The organism is Alkalimonas amylolytica (assembly GCF_900107845.1).
Taxonomy (GTDB): Bacteria; Pseudomonadota; Gammaproteobacteria; order Enterobacterales; family Alteromonadaceae; genus Alkalimonas; species Alkalimonas amylolytica.
On the sequence record NZ_FNRM01000013.1, the window covers coordinates 1 to 18022 of the forward strand.

The 18022-nt window shown below is 52.4% G+C and carries 17 protein-coding genes and 2 rRNA genes; 18 read left to right on the forward strand and 1 reads right to left on the reverse strand.

The genetic code is table 11. From position 1 onward, the window contains the following. Together BLW37_RS17225 and rrf are read left to right on the forward strand one after the other, a co-directional pair. Window positions 1-165, forward strand: a 23S ribosomal RNA gene (locus tag BLW37_RS17225); the annotation flags it as partial. Between the two features lie 74 nt (window positions 166-239). After that, a 5S ribosomal RNA gene (gene rrf, locus BLW37_RS17230) occupies window positions 240-354 on the forward strand. Between the two features lie 72 nt (window positions 355-426). Here rrf and BLW37_RS17235 read toward each other — a convergent pair. Continuing rightward, the gene (locus BLW37_RS17235) at window positions 427-1356 is read right to left on the reverse strand and encodes a 1-aminocyclopropane-1-carboxylate deaminase/D-cysteine desulfhydrase (RefSeq protein ID WP_091345130.1); all 930 of its coding nucleotides are present in this window, start codon (window positions 1354-1356) and stop codon (window positions 427-429) included. A 90-nt stretch (window positions 1357-1446) separates the two neighbouring features. Here BLW37_RS17235 and BLW37_RS17240 point away from each other — a divergent pair, with 90 nt between their 5' ends. The 16 genes from BLW37_RS17240 (at window position 1447) to BLW37_RS17315 (ending at window position 17916) form a co-directional block, all read left to right on the forward strand. After that, on the forward strand, window positions 1447-2403 hold the full coding sequence (locus BLW37_RS17240; protein WP_091345132.1) for a hypothetical protein: 957 nt from the start codon (window positions 1447-1449) through the stop codon (window positions 2401-2403). Next, window positions 2387-2980, forward strand: a complete 594-nt coding sequence (locus tag BLW37_RS17245; protein ID WP_091345134.1) for a hypothetical protein — start codon at window positions 2387-2389, stop codon at window positions 2978-2980. Before BLW37_RS17240 ends, BLW37_RS17245 begins: the two co-directional genes overlap by 17 nt. Beyond that, window positions 2977-3615 (forward strand): hypothetical protein, encoded by a 639-nt coding sequence (locus tag BLW37_RS17250; protein WP_091345136.1) that lies wholly within the window; start codon window positions 2977-2979, stop codon window positions 3613-3615. The genes BLW37_RS17245 and BLW37_RS17250 overlap by 4 nt, the downstream gene beginning before the upstream one ends. Then, entirely contained in the window at window positions 3593-3901 is a 309-nt protein-coding gene (locus BLW37_RS17255; protein ID WP_091345139.1) for a hypothetical protein, read from the forward strand. The genes BLW37_RS17250 and BLW37_RS17255 overlap by 23 nt, the downstream gene beginning before the upstream one ends. Next, on the forward strand, window positions 3891-5558 hold the full coding sequence (gene mshL, locus BLW37_RS17260) for a pilus (MSHA type) biogenesis protein MshL (protein WP_245785769.1): 1668 nt from the start codon (window positions 3891-3893) through the stop codon (window positions 5556-5558). The genes BLW37_RS17255 and mshL overlap by 11 nt, the downstream gene beginning before the upstream one ends. Window positions 5559-5567: 9 nt before the next feature. Beyond that, on the forward strand, window positions 5568-6461 hold the full coding sequence (locus tag BLW37_RS17265; protein ID WP_091345142.1) for an ExeA family protein: 894 nt from the start codon (window positions 5568-5570) through the stop codon (window positions 6459-6461). Then, on the forward strand, window positions 6458-7552 hold the full coding sequence (locus tag BLW37_RS17270; protein ID WP_091345143.1) for a tetratricopeptide repeat protein: 1095 nt from the start codon (window positions 6458-6460) through the stop codon (window positions 7550-7552). The genes BLW37_RS17265 and BLW37_RS17270 overlap by 4 nt, the downstream gene beginning before the upstream one ends. Window positions 7553-7555: 3 nt before the next feature. Further along, on the forward strand, window positions 7556-9289 hold the full coding sequence (locus BLW37_RS17275) for a GspE/PulE family protein (protein WP_091345145.1): 1734 nt from the start codon (window positions 7556-7558) through the stop codon (window positions 9287-9289). Beyond that, window positions 9282-10505, forward strand: coding sequence for a type II secretion system F family protein (locus BLW37_RS17280; RefSeq protein ID WP_091345147.1), 1224 nt, complete (start codon window positions 9282-9284; stop codon window positions 10503-10505). Before BLW37_RS17275 ends, BLW37_RS17280 begins: the two co-directional genes overlap by 8 nt. Before the next feature lie 70 nt (window positions 10506-10575). Continuing rightward, on the forward strand, window positions 10576-11130 hold the full coding sequence (locus BLW37_RS17285; protein WP_091345149.1) for a type II secretion system protein: 555 nt from the start codon (window positions 10576-10578) through the stop codon (window positions 11128-11130). A 19-nt stretch (window positions 11131-11149) separates the two neighbouring features. Then, entirely contained in the window at window positions 11150-11626 is a 477-nt protein-coding gene (locus BLW37_RS18970; protein ID WP_091345150.1) for a prepilin-type N-terminal cleavage/methylation domain-containing protein, read from the forward strand. Between the two features lie 13 nt (window positions 11627-11639). After that, window positions 11640-12098, forward strand: coding sequence for a type II secretion system protein (locus tag BLW37_RS17295; protein WP_091345152.1), 459 nt, complete (start codon window positions 11640-11642; stop codon window positions 12096-12098). Further along, complete coding sequence (locus BLW37_RS17300) at window positions 12092-12634, forward strand: type IV pilus modification PilV family protein (protein WP_091345154.1); 543 nt, start codon at window positions 12092-12094, stop codon at window positions 12632-12634. The genes BLW37_RS17295 and BLW37_RS17300 overlap by 7 nt, the downstream gene beginning before the upstream one ends. Beyond that, window positions 12634-13434, forward strand: coding sequence for a PilW family protein (locus BLW37_RS17305; protein ID WP_091345157.1), 801 nt, complete (start codon window positions 12634-12636; stop codon window positions 13432-13434). The genes BLW37_RS17300 and BLW37_RS17305 overlap by 1 nt, the downstream gene beginning before the upstream one ends. Continuing rightward, a complete protein-coding gene (locus BLW37_RS17310; RefSeq protein WP_091345160.1) occupies window positions 13424-13873 on the forward strand; it encodes a hypothetical protein in 450 nt (149 codons plus the stop codon). The genes BLW37_RS17305 and BLW37_RS17310 overlap by 11 nt, the downstream gene beginning before the upstream one ends. Beyond that, window positions 13873-17916 (forward strand): DUF6701 domain-containing protein, encoded by a 4044-nt coding sequence (locus BLW37_RS17315; RefSeq protein WP_091345162.1) that lies wholly within the window; start codon window positions 13873-13875, stop codon window positions 17914-17916. The genes BLW37_RS17310 and BLW37_RS17315 overlap by 1 nt, the downstream gene beginning before the upstream one ends. The last annotated feature ends 106 nt before the right edge of the window (window positions 17917-18022 follow it).

The following is an 18022-nucleotide window of genomic DNA, read 5'->3' on the forward strand; positions in this document are numbered from 1 at the left end:
AACCGCTGAAAGCATCTAAGCGGGAAGCCGGCCACAAGATGAGTTATCCCTCAGACTTTAAGTCTGCTAAAGGGTCGTTGGAGACCACAACGTTGATAGGCAGGGTGTGGAAGCGTGGCGACACGTTAAGCTAACCTGTACTAATTGCCCGAGAGGCTTAACCATACAACGCCCAAGTGGCTTGTATGCACGCTATCGAAATCAGCTTGCTAGTTAAAGACAGACAAAACCAGTTTACGCCTGGTGGCAATAGCGCTGTGGAACCACCTGACTCCATTCCGAACTCAGAAGTGAAACGCAGCTGCGACGATGGTAGTGTGGCATTCGCCATGCGAGAGTAGTACACCGCCAGGCACCCATTCCATAGAAAAGCCCTACTCGCAAGAGTGGGGCTTTTTTATTGACCGTGATTTGTGGTGGCTTATTTCAGTCTGAAGCTGTTAGTGCCTTATAATCCGCTTCGGCGATTAAACCCCGGTAGCGTAGCCCCGCCAAGCCTTGTAAGCCGCCAGTATGAAAGAATGTTAAGGTGCTGCCTCTAGGGAAGATGCCGGCAGCAATCAACTGATAGAGCGCCGACATGGCTTTGCCAGTATAGACCGGCTCAAGCGTGATCTGGTGGCGTTGCCGAAAATCCAGACAAAACTGCAGCAGCTTTGCATCAAAACGGCCATACCCCTTGCCGGTATAACCAGTTATCAGCTGCCAGTTGTTTGCTTGCTGGCAAAAATGCTTCACCTTCTGCTGCAAGGTCACATCCTTGACTACCGCAATGCCTACCACTTGCGCATTTGGGTTGCCAAGGGCAAGCCCAGCGATAGTGCCACCGCTGCCGCTTGCCGAGACAATAAACTGGCTGTTGCCATCCGGGGTGCTTGTTAAATTAAGCTCACTGACACCTTGCACGCCAAGCTCTGAACTGCCGCCTTCCGGCACAATCACGAAATCAGGGTATTGTTGCTGCAGCTGTGCTAACCAGTCGGGGTGGTTGCGTAAGCGATATTCAGTTCGGCTAAGGGGCAGCAGTTGCATGCCTGAAGCATGGCATTGTTGCAGAGTTGGGTTCTCAGTATCCAGCTGGTCGGTACGTACCAGGCCAATTGAAGCCATACTCAGTTGTTCACAAGCAATGGCAGTAGCAGCCAGGTGATTGGAAAAAGCGCCTCCAAAAGTGAGAATACCCTTTTGGCCTTGTTTCTGAGCCATTTTAAGCGGATAGTGAAGCTTCAGTTGCTTATTGCCTGATAGTGCATCGAATGGTTGGGCAGCCTGGTATAACCACAGCCGCAGTTGATGCCGATCAAATAAAGGATCACAGATTTGTTGCCAGTTATTTGCTGGCTTCTTGTTCATCATGCTAAGCTAAACCAGACAGTTACCTGAATACAATGACAACAATAATAGGGTCGCTCATTATAGCGGCTTTGCAAACAGGTTATAGCGTTTATGTGGGCATCGCTACGAAAGCTTTTCGATAAACAGACGCATCAGCAGGCCGTTGCTGCTCTGCATTGGCAGGACGATGGCTGTAGTATTATCGTGCTGACAAAACAAGGTGACTCCATGAAGTGCACCTTTCGGCGTACTCTGAATTTTCAGGGAGCAGACTGGAGTAAGCCACTGGAACAGTGCTTAAAAGAACTGCCAATGGTGACTGATGTTGTGTTGGTATTGGCACCGGAGTTTTATCAGTTGGTGCAAGTGGATAAACCGCAAGTACCCGAAGCAGAGTTAAAAGCAGCCTTACGTTGGCAGTTAAAAGAGCTGGTTAGCTTAGAACTGGATGATATGCAGTTCGATTACCTGGACTTACCAAGCTCACATCAGCAACAAGCTGCGCGCTTGCAGATGGTTGTCAGTAGTCAGGATTTATTGCAACAACTGGTTGGCAGTTTGCACCGGGCCAGGCTTCCTATCACGACTATCCTGCCGGAGGAGTGGCTGTTAAAAGATCTTATTCCTGCCCAGCCTCAACCGACTCTGGTGCTCTCGCATCGCAGTGGCCAAGATGTTGCTATGATGATTGTACGGGGGGAGCAGGTTTGTTTTTCCCGTCGTATCCGTGGCATACAACAGCTGGAGCAGCTGAGCCTTGATGCTTTGCATCAAGGCTATCTGGATACACTAGGGCTAGAGGTGCAACGCTCTGTGGATTATTTTGAAGGCCAGATGAAGCAAGCACCTGTCAGGCACATGTTTCTGGCACTGGATACCGAACTGCAAGAGGATATTGCTGGTTTTTTCCGCGAACTGGGTTTTGCCAAAGTCGAGTTATTGGATTTTGGTCAGTGGCTTCCTGACGTGCCGCTAACGCAACAGGCGCAATTTGCAGTGCCCTTAGCTGCCGCTATGGGTTCTGAAGTATTCGCTCTGCAGGAGGCCAGGCTTGAAAACGCAAGTTAATCTGTTTGATCCATCCTTGCTCCCGGTTGCAGAGCAGTGGAGTCTGCCACAGCTTAGTCTGCTGCTTGGTAGCTGTGGAGTGGTATTGCTGCTGCTGTTTGGGAGTATTAGTTATCAGCAACAACAGATCAACAGCCGATTACAACAAGCACAGCAGCAATTGACACAGCAGCTGCAGCAACAGGAACAGTTTCAGCAATTACTGCAGCAACGAACTGCCTCCACAGAATTACTGCAAACCCAGGCAGCATTGCAAGCACGTATCCAGCGTACCGAGCGTATCAATTTGCTATTGCAACAACAGCAGCAACCCCAAGTCCATTTTTCTGAGGTGATGGTGCATTTGCAAACGGCCGATGCACCTGAGCTGTGGCTCAGTGAGTTTCAGTTGAAGCAGCAGCGCAGTAACTTTACTGGTTATGCTTTACGTTCTGCTGAAGTGCCGGGTTGGCTGTCCCGTCTGGCTTTGCACCCTTACTTTAAAGGGCAGCGCTTTCAACGACTGACCCTGGAACACACGGATGATGCCGGACTTTTGTTGTTTCAGGTAGAGGGTAAGCCGGGGAGTACACCATGAACTGGCAGCAATTAAAGAATAAATTTCAACAGCTGCAACTGCGTGAACGTCGCCTGCTTTTTTTGGCTAGTCTGGGTTTGTTGATTTGGTTGATGGTTATTGCCATGCTGGAACCTGCATGGTTGTCACTGCAGCAGCAAAAGACACAGCTGGCCAGTGTCAATGAGCAAGTACGGCAAACGGAACTCGGTATTGCCGCTCTACAAAATGAGCTTGGGCGGGACATCAATCAGCAGCATAGGGAACGGATACAGCGGCAGGAGCAGCGTTTGAGCCAGTTAGAGCAGCAGTTGGCAGAGCGAACCACCCACTTTGTCGGAGCCGATAAAATGCTGTCCATGTTGCAAAGTCTGTTACTACAGGATAGTCGGGTTCGTTTGATGTCATTAAATAGCATGACACCGCAGGTAGTGGCCTATGACGAAGCGCAAATTCCACTGCTGTTTGAGCACAGTATCCAGCTGGTGGTACAGGGTAACTTTCAGAACCTGACGGAACTAATCAGTAGCCTGGAGCAGTTACCATGGCAGCTGGGTTGGCGCAGCTTGCATTATCGGGTGATCGACCATCCTGCGGCTGAACTTTCGATTGACCTTGTCACGGTGGGGGATCATGCGGATTTTATTCAGCTTTAGTGTGCTGCTGTTGGGAAGTTTTGCCGTTTGTGCGGACCCTACCAGGCCTGCCAGGGGAGTATCGAGTGCTGCGCAGCAACAAGCGACTACCAGTCTGCAGTTGCATTTGATCCGCTGGCAGGAGTCTGATTCGCTGGTGGTGATTGATGGTCAACTTCTTAAAACTGGCGATGTGATTCATGGCTATGTGCTGCAAGCCATTCATTCTGATCATGTGGTGTTGGCACGGGCAGATGAGCAACTTCAACTATTTCTATTCCAAAAGATGACGCACAATGACGAATAAACCCTATTTCAAGCAGTTAACATTGAGCTGTGCCGTTGCATTGGTACTAAGTGGTTGTCAGGGGATGCAGGTTGGGCACCAGGCGCAGCAAGCGAAGGCCGAGCTCGAACAAGCCGCTGCAGCGCGTCAGCAGCCTGCAAGTGCTGAGCCGCGGGCTAGTGTGCCGCCTTCGGTAACGCAGGATTTGTTAAATACTGCCAACGCTCTGCCGGAGCCTGTAGTGATGCAGCCACGCTTTAATGTGGCGGCGACCCAAGTGGAGCTGGCAGATTTCTTTGCTTCACTGGTAGCCGATACGGACTACAGCATCGCAGTGCATCCTGAAGTGCAAGGGCGTATCAGTTTGAAGCTACGTCAGGTGACACTGCCTGAGGCTTTAGCAGTGGTGCAGGATCTATATGGTTTTGATATTCGCCGCCATGGCCGGGTGTATCAGGTGATGCCAGCTGGGCTCAGAACGGAAACCATCGCGCTGAACTACCTGATGTTAAAGCGCAGTGGCTTTTCGGCCATTTCGGTAAACTCTGGCGGAGTGTCGCAAGACATGCGCAGTGGCAACCAGCAAGCAGGGCGCTTTGGCCAGCAAACGGGTGCGCTGGCACAAAATCAAATGTTGGGCAGTCAACAAGGCATGCAACAGCAGTTTAGTGGCAGTAACATTCATAGTGAGAGTGAAACTGATTTTTGGAAAGATTTGCAAAGCGGCCTGCAGCAGATGTTGGGCTCTGGCCCGGAGCGGATGGTGGTCGTTAGCCCTCAGGCAGGCTTGGTTACGGTACGAGGCATGCCGGATGAAATCGCCGCCGTGCGAACTTTCCTCGGGGTTGCCGAACAGCATCTGCAACGTCAGGTGATTCTGGAAGCCCGTATCATTGAAGTGACCTTGAGCGATGAATACCAACAAGGTATCAATTGGAGCAATGCGCTGGCGTCTGTGCGTTCTACCGACTTTAATTTTACCACCAGCGGCGTCACTCCGGGCAACCCAACCAGTGCAGCTTTGGGCGGTGTTACCGCGATTTCATTTAGCAATGCTGATTTTAATGGCGTGATCAATCTGCTGGAAACTCAGGGGAGTGCTCAGGTGCTATCCAGCCCAAGGGTAACTGCTATCAACAACCAGAAAGCGGTGATAAAAGTAGGCCAGGATGAGTACTATGTGACCAATATCAGCAGCGATACCACTGCCACGGTTGGGGGGACTATCAGCACTCCATCGATTGAGTTGCAACCCTTCTTCTCAGGGATCGCGCTTGATGTAACCCCACAGATTGATCAGCACGGTCAGGTCATTTTGCATGTACACCCTTCGGTCACTGAAACCGCAGAGCAAATCAAAACCATTCGGCTTAGCAATGAAGAAGTAGTGCTGCCACTGGCCAGAAGCAATATTCGAGAGTCAGATACCATTATCCGGGCCCGCAGTGGTGAGATTGTGGTGATTGGAGGATTGATGCAGTCGGTCAGTACCGATATGGTATCTCGTACCCCAATACTGGGTGCCATTCCATTCCTCGGGCAACTTTTTACCAGTAAGAATACGTTGGAGCAAAAAAAAGAGCTGGTGATTTTATTGCGGCCTGTGGTGGTGGAACCGGAGCAATGGCAGCCACATATTCAGCAGTCGGCCGACAGTCTGAATCGCTGGTACCCATAGAGGCTATGCATGTACCTTCAGCACTTTGCCCTGACGCAGTTGCCATTTAGCCTTACACCCAACACGGCGTTTTATGTAGGCCTGGCACCGCATCAGCAGGCTTTTGAAGTGTTGCAGACGGCTTTGGCTGCCGGGGAAGGCTTTATCAAGATAAGTGGTGAGGTCGGTACTGGTAAAACCCTGTTATGCCGCAAGTTGTTGCATACGGCACCGGCCCACTGGCGTCTGGCTTACTTGCCTGATCCGGCGTTATCACCCATGGAACTCCGTTGGGCCCTGGCTGCAGAACTTGGCTTGCAGTATTCCGGCAATATCGATCAACAGCAATTGCATCAGCTGCTGCAACGGCATTTGTTGTTACTGGCCGCCAGAGAGCTGCAGGTGATCCTGGTGATTGATGAGGCCCAGGCACTGCCTGATGAAACCTTGGAAGCTTTACGTTTACTGACCAACCTGGAAACAGAACAACGTAAATTATTGCAAGTGGTGCTGTTCGCTCAGCCTGAGCTGGATCTGCGACTAGCCAAGCATCAATTTCGTCAGCTGCGCCAACGCATTAGCTTTTCCTACCGCCTGAGGCCGATGACCGTTGCTGAAGTTGCTGCCTATGTGCAGACACGATTAAGTATTGCGGGGAATCCACAACTTCGTTTTAGTCCCTTTGCGCTCAATCGACTGGCAAGTGGTAGTCGAGGTATTCCCCGGCTGGTGAATGTGTTGGCGCATAAGGCCATGATGCTGGCGTATGGGCGAGGTCAACAGCAGATCAGCTGGTGGCATGTCCGCGCTGCAGCAAAAGATACGGAAGATGTACAAGCAGAACCTGCTTTCATTTGGTTGTCTGCTGCGCTGATGGTTGTTGTTATTTTTGGGATGTTATTTTGGCAGTGGGGTCCTTTATGAGTGTGATCAATCAGATGCTCAAGGATCTGGATCAGCGCAAAGCCGGGGTGGGGTCCGCCCAATCCTTACCGCCACCGGTCGTAGCAGTGCGGCATCGCTTGCCACTGCGGCTGTTGATTGGCCTGGCGGGCATCGTTATTGCTCTGGCACTGTGGTGGTTTGGGCCCGGTATCAGCAGCAAGCCAATGACACCTGGTTTGTTGTCGCAGGCCGAGCTACCTGCAGACGCTTTGCAGCAGCTGCCGACGGAAGGGTTAGGAAAACCGCAGCTCAATGAGACAGATTCGAAGCAACAGTTTGTCACCGAGCAGCGTTCAGAGCTTCCCTATGCAACAGAGCTGCCAGAGTTGACCTCAGATCCAACACAAACAATAAATCCGGAGCTCGAGATCGTGGTGGCAGAACAAGCGCCTCAGTCTGAACCGTCTAAGCCGGTGCAAGCTGCCATGACCAGCGGTGAGAGCGGTGAGGCCAGCGAACCGGCGTTGCCTCAGCTAAGAGTAGAGCGAGTGGCGCTAAGTCCCGTTGAGCAGCAACAACGTCTGAGTCAGCAAGCCCGGCAAGCAGAGCAGGCGGGCCGCGCTTCAGAAGCCCGTGCGTACTGGCAGCAACTGCAAGCTATGGCGCCGCAGCAATCCGAGGCCTATGTGGCGCTGGCCAGGATGGCGCAGCAGGGCGGTCATGAAGCCGGCAGCCAGTATTGGCTGCAATTAGGGTTAGAGCAAGGGGCTGATGTTCATCAGCTGGTTCCACTGCTGGCGGCTAGTTATGCCCGGCAGCAGTTGTGGCAACCCGTATTGCAAGTGCTTGAGCTACTGCCTGAAACGGGGTTGCGCCCAGCAGAGCTCGCCATGCGGGCGGCCGCCTGGCAACAGCTGGGCCAGTATCAGGCTGCTTTGACTGCTTTTGAGCAACTTGGTCAGTTGGAGCCACATCAAGGTCGCTGGTGGTTAGGGATGGCCATAAGCTCCGATGCTCTGGGGCAACGGCAACAAGCAGCCCTTCAGTTTCAACGCAGCTTGCAATTCGGGGAGGATCTTACCCCAGCAAGCAAAGATTATATCCGGCAACGGTTACAGGAGCTTAACTAGGCGATGGCTAAACCTAAACTGAAAATGCGGCTGGGTGATTTGCTGGTGCATGAGCAGATGATTACCGAGCAGCAGCTTGAGCAGGCTCTTGCAGAGCAGCGTTTGACCGGCCGCAAGTTGGGTGCCACGCTGATTGATCTCAACCTGCTGCAGGAAGATGAGCTGCTGCATTTTTTAGCGCAGCAGTTAAATGTACCATTTCTCGACTTAAGTCAGCAGCGATTGGATCCTAAGGTAGCGCAACTGTTGCCCGAAGTGCATGCCCGCCGTTCCAGAGCTTTGGTATTGGAGGCCAATGAGCAGCATGCCCTATTGGGCATGAGCGACCCGGCTGATCTTTCAATCTTAGACCAGCTTGCCCCCATGCTGGCCCCGCGGCAAATTCAGATCGCCGTGGTGCGTGAAAGTCAGTTGATGGAGGCCTTTAACAACCTGTATCGCCGCACCAAAGAGATTGAAAGCTTTGCCACGCAGTTAAAAGAAGAGTATGCCGAAACCGGAGAGTTTGATTTTAATGCGCTGAACCTGGATACAGAGTCCGATACCACCATTGTCAAACTGTTGCAGTCGGTGTTTGAAGATGCGATTCAGGTCCGGGCTTCGGATATTCATATAGAGCCGGATGAAAAACTAATTCGCATTCGTCAGCGCGTGGATGGGGTCTTGCAGGAAAGCACCCTGAATGAAGTCAGTATTGCGTCAGCATTGGTGCTGCGACTAAAGCTGATGGCCAATTTGGATATCTCGGAAAAACGTCTGCCGCAGGATGGCCGTTTTCAGATCCAGGTGAAAGGCCATAAGATTGATGTGCGCCTGTCTACCATGCCGGTGCAATACGGCGAGTCAGTGGTAATGCGGCTGTTGGACCAAACCGCTGGCTTGCTGTCGCTGGAGCAAACCGGCATGCCGGCTGACTTCATCCGTAAGTTGCGTCAGTTAATAAAAAGCCCGCACGGCATGATCTTGGTGACTGGCCCTACTGGCTCAGGCAAAACGACTACCCTGTATGGCTTGCTTAGTGAGCTGAACCAGGAAGGCAGTAAAATAATCACCGTGGAGGATCCGGTCGAATACCGCATTTCCCGCATCAATCAGGTGCAGGTGAATTTCAAGATTGGTCTGGGTTTTAGTGAGGTGCTAAGAACTACCTTGCGGCAAGACCCAGATATTATTATGGTCGGGGAAATGCGCGATCAGGAAACTGCTGAAATGGGACTGCGCGGAGCTTTGACCGGTCACCTGGTGCTCTCTACCCTTCACACCAATGATGCAGTGACCAGTACCTTACGATTAGTGGACATGGGAGCCGCGCCTTATCTGGTGGCCAGCTCACTGCGGGCAATTCTGGCACAACGGTTGGTGCGGCGGATTTGTGACAATTGCAAGGAGCCCTATCAACCCGATGAGCTGGAGCAAAACTGGCTACGGCATAGTAAGGCGAACCCTGCGGCTCAGTATTGGCATGGCAAGGGCTGTCAGTCCTGTCATCACACAGGATTCAAAGGTCGGGTTGGCGTGTTTGAGTTGTTGATCCTAACCAAGCCACTGGCCGATGCGCTCAGGCGAGGCGATAACGAAGGCTTTGTCTCGCTGGCTTATCGCAGTGAGCATTTTCGTAGCCTGGGTCAGATGGCACTGGATTATGCCCAGCAGGGCGTCACCACACTGGATGAAGTGATCCGGGTCTCTGAATACCTCGATACCGAGGCTGGTGCTATGGGTAAGGCGCATGGCTGAGTTTCGTTATCAGGCCCGTGACAGTCAGGGCAGAGCAGTACAGGGGCAGATTGAGGCTGGCTCCGAAGGTGGCGTGGCCGATATGCTGCGTCAGCGCCAGCTGATCCCGGTAGCCATCGAAGCGGTGCCACAACAAGCAACCACAGAGATACGTTGGCTGCAGTTGAGCCGGGGCATCAGTTTGACTGAACTGACCATGTTTTGTCGGCAGATGTATGCCTTAATGAAAGCTGGCATACCAATGATTCGTGCTATCGAAGGGCTGGCCAACAGTACCAGCTCTTCTCGTCTGCAGCAGGTCCTGCACGAACTCGAGGGGGAGCTGGAGAAAGGCCGCACATTATCCGTCGCGATGTCAGCTCATCCCAAGGTATTCACTCGTTTGGTGGTCAGTATTGTGCATGTGGGTGAAAATACCGGTCGATTGGATGAGGCTTTTTTACAGTTGTCCGAATACCTGGAGCAAGAGCAGGAAACCAGAAAACAAATCAAACAAGCGACCCGTTACCCAACCTTTGTTCTGATTGCGTTGGCGGTGGCTATGGTGATCCTGAATCTACTGGTGATCCCACAGTTTGCCTCAATGTTTGCCCGTTTTAATGCTGAGCTGCCCTGGTCCACCCAGGTCCTGTTGGCAACGTCTTCATTTTTCCAGAATTACGGCTGGCTGTTGTTGCTGACTTTACTGTTAGCGGGTGGGGTGTTGCGCTATAGCATTGAAACCGACAAAGGCCGGGTGCGCTGGGGGCATTTCAAACTGCGGGTCCCTTTGGTTGGCGATATCATCAACCGGGCTACGCTGGGGCGTTATGCTCGTAGCTTTGGCTTGATGTTAAAAGCAGGCGTGCCGATGACCACAGCCCTTAGCCTGGTGGCAGAAGCGGTGGATAATGCGTACCTTGGCGATAAAATTCGCGAGATGCGCCGCAAAATTGAACGCGGTGAAAGCCTGTATCGGGTCAGCGCCCAAAGCCAGATGTTCACCCCTTTGGTGATGCAGATGGTGGCTGTGGGGGAGGAAACCGGTCAGGTGGATGAGATGCTGGCCGAGGTCGCCAGCTTTTACGAACGTGAAGTCGCCTACGATTTAAAAACCCTGACAGCGCGAATCGAACCCATATTAATTACCATTGTGGCTGTGATGGTATTGATTTTGGCACTGGGGATTTTTACGCCGATGTGGGATATGCTCAGCGCCTACCGGGGAGGGAACTAGCACAGTCGAAAAAGCGTGTAATTTTAACAAGTCGCTCTATACTAAAACAAAGCAACTCAGGAGATTGACGATGAAAAAGCAAGCAGGTTTTACTCTGATAGAACTGGTGATAGTGGTCATCATCTTAGGTTTACTGGCCGCCACTGCGCTGCCACGATTTTTAAATATTACCGAACAAGCAGAAGAGGCTGCGGTTGAAGGCATTGCCGGTGGCTTTGCATCTGCCGTAGGGTTAGTGAGAGCTCAGTGGGAAGTCGCGGGCCGGCCGGTTGATAATGTGGGCGCCAATATTACGTCAGTCAACGTTGATGGTGCTGTGGTGGGGATCAATACCGAAGGTGCCGTCCGTGGTTATCCGACCGGTGAACCCGTGACCAACACCAATGTCAGTGCCATGAGTGCGGATCGTTGTCTGCAGACACTGAATCTGATTTTGCAAAATCCACCGTCGGCCAATACGACCTTTGCAACGTCGAATACCTTATTTGTTCGCTACGAAGCACCGAGCTGCTTCTACCATCAGACTACTGGTCTGGGAGCAGCGCCAACAGATACCACTGCCAGCAATGGCTTTAGTTACAACCCGGCGAGCGGGCAAATCAGTATCTTTTTAAATAAACCATAAGGGTTCGAAGAGGCCATCTATGCAAAAGCAACAAGGTTTTACATTGGTAGAATTGATCATTGTGATCGTAATTCTTGGCATTCTCGCTGTGACGGCAGCCCCGCGGTTTTTAAACATCTCAGGGGATGCACGCGCCAGTACGTTAAATGCTGTGAAGGGCTCTTTGGAGTCAGCATCTGCGTTGGTCTATGGTAAAGCCATTATTGCCGGCGTTCAAAACCAAGATGAAGGTGAGGTAACTGATCCTGCAGGGACTATTGCTACCGCTTATGGTTACCCGGCAGCGACCACAGCAGTGATGGCGATTATTCTGGATCTGGATGACAGCGAGTGGACGGTGGCTGCAGTGCCTGCTTCCGATCCAGCGAGTATTGCCATTACTCCAGCAGGAACTGTGTATACAGCGACAGCTGCTGATGCCTGTCAGGTTCTTTATACTGAGTCGGATGCACCTGTCACTAAACCCACCATTGTTGTGCAAGCTGCTGGTTGCTAGTTAAGGAGCCAGTATGATCAGGCAGTACGTGTCACTCAAAGGCTTTACCCTGGTAGAGCTGATTGTGGTGATGGTGCTGCTTGGTATCCTAAGTGTGACCTTGCTGCCCCGCTTTTTAAGCGGGGCAGGTACGTCCGAGTACCATTATCGTGACCAGGCTCTGGCACTACTTCGACGTGTGCAGATCCAGGCTATGCAGTGCACCGATGCGACTTTTTGTCCGGGCAGCGTTCTACAGCTAAGCAGTTCTGCCATCGGTACCAGTGCAGATTGTCGTAACGATGCCACTCACCTTTGTATTGCCAGTCGCGATGTTGTCACTTTGTCTGCCAACTTCAGCCAGTTAAGCTTTGATGCCCTGGGGCGCCCGCAAGGGTGTGCGGCTGCCACACCTGCCTGCACGCTGACCATCACTGGTAGTAATAGCCTGCAGATTTGCCTTGAAAGTGAGGGGTATATCCGGCCATGTTAAGCAGCTGTCAGCGAGGAGTGACCCTGATCGAGCTGGTGATTGGCATCACGGTGTTAGCGGTGGCGTTGACGCTTATCACAGCCGTTTTGTCGCCGTTGTTTGTGCGTAGTACCGACCCCTGGCATCAGGTGCGGGCATCGGAACTTGGTCATAGCCTGATGAATGAAATTCTGGCCCGCGCCTTTGATGAACAAAGTGATCGTAGTGGTGGTTTGCTACGCTGCGATGAGTTAGCCCTTGGCGCTGAACCCTGCACCGCTGAGGCGAATTTTGGTCCGGATGGTGCGGAAACCCGATTGTGGTTTAATGACGTGGATGATTTTGATGGCTTTGGTGTTGAAGGTGCAGATATTTTCACCAATATTCTGGCGCTGGATTTAGCCGAGGCCTACCGCAATTATCGGGCTGAGGTCCGGGTGCGTTATGCTGGTTCAGAGCTGGGCTTGTCCAATCGCTCAGTCAAACGTATTGACGTGGTGATTACCACCCCCACTAATAGTGTTATTGCGTTTAGTGCTTATAAGGGGAACTGGTGATGATCAGCCGCGGTTTTACCCTGATTGAGCTGATTACCAGCATTGTCTTGTTGAGTATTTTGGCTATTTCAGTCACCAGCTTTATTGGCTTTGCAGCCCGGATGTATGTCGATGTCAGCGAGCGTGAGCAAGTACTGGGACAAAGCCGTTTTGCCATTGAGCGGCTTAGTCGTGAATTGCGGAGTGCTGTGCCTAACAGCGTCCGTATTGCTGGAAGTGGCGCTTTGCAATGTGTGGAGTTTACGCCCTTTGTGATAAGTGGTTTGTATTTGCAGGCGCCAATCAGTCCGGATGCAGCCACTGAGCTTGAGCTGGCGAGCGCCACTGGCTTTGCCGAGGTGCAGGGCAATGAACGCTTGGTGATTTACCCGCGTGAAACAGCAGATATTTACGATGCAACGCGGGCATACAATGTGCTACTAAATGGCATAACCCCGGATGCTTCCGGCTCAGATGCCGTCGCTCATCTGGCTGCAAGCCACAGCTTTCCAAAGCACTCCCCTGAGCGGCGCTTTTACTTGCTGGCCACACCGGTTAGTTATTGTGTGCAGGGCAATCAGCTATGGCGTTATACCGGCTATGGTTTTGCTGCCACTCAGCCTGAACCTGCAGCCATGGGGACAGGTGTCTTAATGGCAGAGGGATTACGTATATCTGCCCTGCCTGCAGGGCAGGTGTTTCGTTATGATGCCCCTGTGCTAAGCCGTAATGCCGTGGTGCATATTGTATTGAACTTTGGTAATACGCTGTCCGAGGACTTGTTTTTTAATCACGAGGTGCATCTGCCTAATGTACCCTAACCCCCGGCAACACCAAGGCAGTGCATTGGTGGTGGCAATTTTTGTCATCGTGGTGATCTTTGGTCTCTTGCTAGCCATGAGTCGGATCCTGCTGAGCAGCAGCGAGTCTGTAGTTTATGAAGTGCTGGGAACCCGTGCGCTTTTGGCCGCACAAAGCGGACTGGAGCTTGCTGCAACTCAGTTATTTCCATTGGAGCAAGAAACCGCCGGGTGCAGTGCTGTCTCTGCGCAATTTTTACTGGCAGGGAGCGGTCTGAGTAATTGTCGTGTTCGACTTTCCTGTTCAGCCTCAGAGCCACTTGATACCGGCACCAATCAGGGACAGCTTTTTTTGTTACAAAGCATTGGCGAATGCCGTAGTCAGGCCGACTGGTCAGTACCATGCCAGCATGGTGAGCTTTGTGCCAGCCGTGCGGTGCAGATGGAGGTTGGGTTCTGATGCAGCGATTACTGAACTTGTGTTGTGTTTTTCTTTGTCTGCTCTTTGCCAGTTCGTTGTGGGCACAGCCAAATTGCCAGGAGCTGTATGCCAGCCCCAGTGGCATTAATCCGAATTTAGGGGCTAATGGCATCAGTCCATTTGACCTGGCCAATGTGCCCTGGCAAACGACGCCCTGGCCAGCCAGTGGCACCACTTTAAATAGTGGCAACTATTATTTTGGTACATTAAATACCAATAACTTTTATCAGTTATCCATTGCCAGTGGCGCCCGGGTTACCATCTTTGTGAATGACAACCTGGTTACGAATAATTTTCTGCGATTGAATGCCAGCGGTAACCCGGAGCAGCTCACCATAGTGGTGCGCAGCAATGTGTCCATTAACAATCTGGCTGAAATCAACGGCTTAATTTATGCTGCTGGTAGCATCAACATCAATAACAATGATGTGATTGTTGGTGGTCTGGCAGCTACAGGCAGCATTAGTGTTGGTACCAATACCGTGGTCACCCGGGATGATACCGCTATTGCGCAGCTTGAGTTACCTGGTTTATGCACAGCAAGCCCTGTCACAGTGCCTGATCCCAGAGCTTTGTATCCGCTGGATTTATGCAGCACACTAAATAACAGTGTGGTGGAAGATTTGATGCAGCAATACCCAGCGACCGGTTATCAGTTAACACCCGCCGATGGGAAGGTATTGGCTGGCGCTAACTTCAGCTCGACCGGTATGAGCCGGGTAGAATTACCGTCTGGGCTGCTCAATGGCCTAACGGACTTTAGCGTGTCTTTGTGGTTTAAGGCCGATGCCAGTAATAGCTTTCGGCAGATCCTGTCGGCATCTAATAACAGCCAGGATACGGTGCTGGAACTCTATGTTCGCAATAACAATGTACTGCGGGCTGGCTTGTTAGGCGTTTACTATGCCTTTGGTTCGCCCGAGCCGGTATTAAACAACAACAGCTGGTACCATGCCACTTTAACCCGCAGCGGCAATCAACTGTGCCTCTATCTGGATGCCAACCTGGTGCAGTGCCAGACAGCATCGGCAGCAGCGCTGTCGGTAACCCGGGCAGCTTTGGGGGTTTGGTGGCAAGCCAATGGCACTATGTCGGATCCATTCCGGGGTGATCTGGATGAAGTGTTGTTTTTTTCATCGGCGCTGTCTGTCAGTCAGATCCAAACCATCTACAACAATCAGAATGATGGGCGCAACTACGATGGTGCCGTGCGCGAGGATACCTGCCTGGGTTGTTTTAGCGATAATTTCTCCAGTAGCGTTTTATCGGATGATTGGGTCACCTCTCGCAGCAGCGGTAGTTTTACCCCTTCCATCGTCAATGGGCGCTTGCGTATGACACAAGCAGTCGGCAATCAGTCAACGGCGGCAACCTATCAGCGTTTATTCCCTGCTGCGGACAATTTAGTTGTGATTGAGTTTGATTACCTGGCCTACGGCGGCAGTGGGGCTGATGGGTTAGCGGTTGTTTTGTCTGATGCGAATGTGACGCCGCAACCGGGGAGTTTTGGTGGGCCCCTTGGTTATGGCAGCAGGGCTAATCAGAATATACCAGGCTTTGCAGGTGGTTGGCTGGGGATAGGGCTGGACGAGTTTGGCAATTTCTCAACGGAAGGTGGCCCAGGCGGACCAGGTCGACGGCAACAGTCGGTTGCAGTCCGGGGGTCAGGTTCAGGTACTTCCGGTTATCGTTATTTAAGGGGGACCTGCAATAATGGCGCGACGAATCCTGCTGGCGGCTGCCTTAACCCAAGGGTGGATGGCAATCAAGCGAATCCGCACCGTTATCGCATCACCGTGGACTCTCGCGCCGCTGGCAGAGCATGGGTGTCAGTAGAGCGTGATCATGGTACAGGTTTTATTAGCCTGATTGCACCGTTTGATGTGTTGGCACAGCCTGGTCAGGCCAGTGTTCCTGAAAACTTTTTACTCTCATTAACAGGCTCAACCGGTGGCTCGACCAATATTCATGAGCTGGATAATGTCAGCATCTGTGCTCTGCGCTCCTTGCCGGTCGGGGTGCAAATCGATCACTTCGAATTTGATCACAGTGGCCAAGCGTTGACCTGTCAGCCTGAAACCCTGACGATGCGGGCTTGTCTCAATGCGGACTGCAGTCAATTATACACAGATCCAGTCACTGCAACCTTAAGCCCACAGCCGGTGCCTGGTGGTGAATGGCTGGGAGGCCATGTGATCAACTTTAGCGGCGGTAGCACCACAGTACAGCTGCGTCGCAGTACAGTGGGAGCGGTCACTGTCGGTGTGACTGGCTCGGTGCCTGGCACCCGGCCACTGAGTACCACCTTGTGCCGTGCAGGCAGTGGCCCAAAAAATACCACCAGCTGTACGCTTAACTTTGCCAATAGTGGTTTTGTGTTGGAGGTGCCGGATGGGATTGCCAATCAGCCAGCAACCGATGTGCGGCTGCGAGCGGTACGTGAGAGTGATCCGGGGCAGGCTTGTGTGCCGGCTTTCGCCAATGTAAGTCGCTCGGTGCAGTTCTGGTCGGGTTATATCACGCCGGATGCTGCGGGCAGACCGGTGTCGATGCCGGTGCAAGTGAATGGCCAAGCTATTAGCCTGAGCAATGCAACGCCATCAACGCGTTCACTCACTTTTGATGCCAATGGTGAAGCTCTGCTTAGCGTGAACTATGCCGATGCCGGACGGGTGCAGCTGAATGCCCGTTATCAGGGGGCTAATGTGACCGGTGACGCAGGCCTGGTACTCCAAGGTGCGACTCAATTCAGTAAACGGCCTTATGGTTTGTGCGTTCAAACAGCAGCAAACTGTGCCGCTGGTAATGCCAGCTGCCCGGCATTTGTGCGTGCGGGCGAAGCCTTTAATGTAGAGCTAAGTGCTCATGCCTGGCAGGACGGAGGCGCAGCCATTTGTGATATGCCGGTCACGCCAAACTTTACCCTGGCTGGCATTTCACTTGAGCACGAGTTGTTGACACCCGCTCAGGCTGAAGGTGCCGTACCTGGTCAGTTGCAGCCAATGACATATCAGCATCAGCGCGCTGTAACGGGTACCACTGTGGTGGATGCGCTCTTGTCCGAAGTCGGGGTGTTTCGTATCACTGCCCGGCCTTCGCCTCTGACCTATCTTGGCATGACGATACCGCCAGCCAGCAGTCAACCGGTCGGGCGCATTACACCAGACCACTTTGCCTTGTTGTATGCTGATATTGAGCCGGGCTGTTCAGGTTTTAGCTACATGGGTCAACCAATGCGTTGGTCGATGGCCGTGCAGGCAAGAGCCTTATCCGGACAGCGAACCCATAACTACTTCGGGGATTTTGTCCGCGCCCCACAAAGCAGGCAGTTGGTGGCTGAGCAGGCTGCAAATGGGCAGGACCTAGCGGCCCGGATCAGTACCACGGCTGGCGATTTTAGCTGGCAATTCGGTGAAGCAGTTTGGCTGGAGCAGGCAGTTACTTTTTTACGTTCAAGCGAACCGGATGGTCCTTATAGTCAACTGCAGTTTGGACTGCGTTTTCAGGATGGAGATAGTATCGGCCTGAACGGGCTTGATATGGATCCACAATCAGCCGGGGACTGTGTCGCTTCGGAAAGCTGCACGGCGGTGCAACTGGCTGGTTTACAGGACCTGCGCTATGGCCGCTTGACACTGGAAAACGCCTTTGGGCCAGAAGACATTCCTTTGCCTCTGATGCTGCGCGCCCAGTACTGGGATGGCCAGCGTTTTCGTTTATCAGAGCTGGATCAATGCACTGCGTTCAGTGCGAGCGCAGCCAGTGTCGAGGCCAGTGCAGGCCTGCCATCGATCACAGTACAAGGGCCTGGCGGATTGTTGCAACACGGTCAGAATGAAGCCCAGTCGCTCTGGTTATCTCCGCCTATGGTTCCTGGTTTCTGGCGGTGGCAATTAAGTACCGATGCATGGCTGCAATTCGACTGGAAAGGTGATGGTGAGGAAGACCCAGGTGCAGAGGCTGTCTTTGGTCGTTATCGTGGCAATCCACGGCGAATATTCTGGCGTGAACCTTTGCCTTGAAGACAGGTCGAACCTCTGTTCTTATCGAAATTAGTCTTTCTGTAAGGAATTCAGCAAAAATGCTGGATAAAGCTGTTTTCTTGCGGCATTGTTACATAGAATAACC

Excerpts from the sequence above, each read along its gene's own strand:
- BLW37_RS17300 (WP_091345154.1), top strand. The coding sequence starts at position 12,092 with ATGTTAAGCAGCTGTCAGCGAGGAGTGACCCTGATCGAGCTGGTGATT.
- BLW37_RS17255 (WP_091345139.1), top strand. The coding sequence starts at position 3,593 with ATGCGGATTTTATTCAGCTTTAGTGTGCTGCTGTTGGGAAGTTTTGCC.
- BLW37_RS17315 (WP_091345162.1), top strand. The coding sequence starts at position 13,873 with ATGCAGCGATTACTGAACTTGTGTTGTGTTTTTCTTTGTCTGCTCTTT.
- BLW37_RS17280 (WP_091345147.1), top strand. The coding sequence starts at position 9,282 with ATGGCTGAGTTTCGTTATCAGGCCCGTGACAGTCAGGGCAGAGCAGTA.
- mshL (WP_245785769.1), top strand. The coding sequence starts at position 3,891 with ATGACGAATAAACCCTATTTCAAGCAGTTAACATTGAGCTGTGCCGTT.
- BLW37_RS17240 (WP_091345132.1), top strand. The coding sequence starts at position 1,447 with ATGTGGGCATCGCTACGAAAGCTTTTCGATAAACAGACGCATCAGCAG.
- BLW37_RS18970 (WP_091345150.1), top strand. The coding sequence starts at position 11,150 with ATGCAAAAGCAACAAGGTTTTACATTGGTAGAATTGATCATTGTGATC.
- BLW37_RS17310 (WP_091345160.1), top strand. The coding sequence starts at position 13,424 with ATGTACCCTAACCCCCGGCAACACCAAGGCAGTGCATTGGTGGTGGCA.
- BLW37_RS17295 (WP_091345152.1), top strand. The coding sequence starts at position 11,640 with ATGATCAGGCAGTACGTGTCACTCAAAGGCTTTACCCTGGTAGAGCTG.
- BLW37_RS17305 (WP_091345157.1), top strand. The coding sequence starts at position 12,634 with ATGATCAGCCGCGGTTTTACCCTGATTGAGCTGATTACCAGCATTGTC.
- BLW37_RS17235 (WP_091345130.1), bottom strand. The coding sequence starts at position 1,356 with ATGATGAACAAGAAGCCAGCAAATAACTGGCAACAAATCTGTGATCCT.
- BLW37_RS17265 (WP_091345142.1), top strand. The coding sequence starts at position 5,568 with ATGTACCTTCAGCACTTTGCCCTGACGCAGTTGCCATTTAGCCTTACA.
- BLW37_RS17285 (WP_091345149.1), top strand. The coding sequence starts at position 10,576 with ATGAAAAAGCAAGCAGGTTTTACTCTGATAGAACTGGTGATAGTGGTC.
- BLW37_RS17250 (WP_091345136.1), top strand. The coding sequence starts at position 2,977 with ATGAACTGGCAGCAATTAAAGAATAAATTTCAACAGCTGCAACTGCGT.
- BLW37_RS17270 (WP_091345143.1), top strand. The coding sequence starts at position 6,458 with ATGAGTGTGATCAATCAGATGCTCAAGGATCTGGATCAGCGCAAAGCC.
- BLW37_RS17275 (WP_091345145.1), top strand. The coding sequence starts at position 7,556 with ATGGCTAAACCTAAACTGAAAATGCGGCTGGGTGATTTGCTGGTGCAT.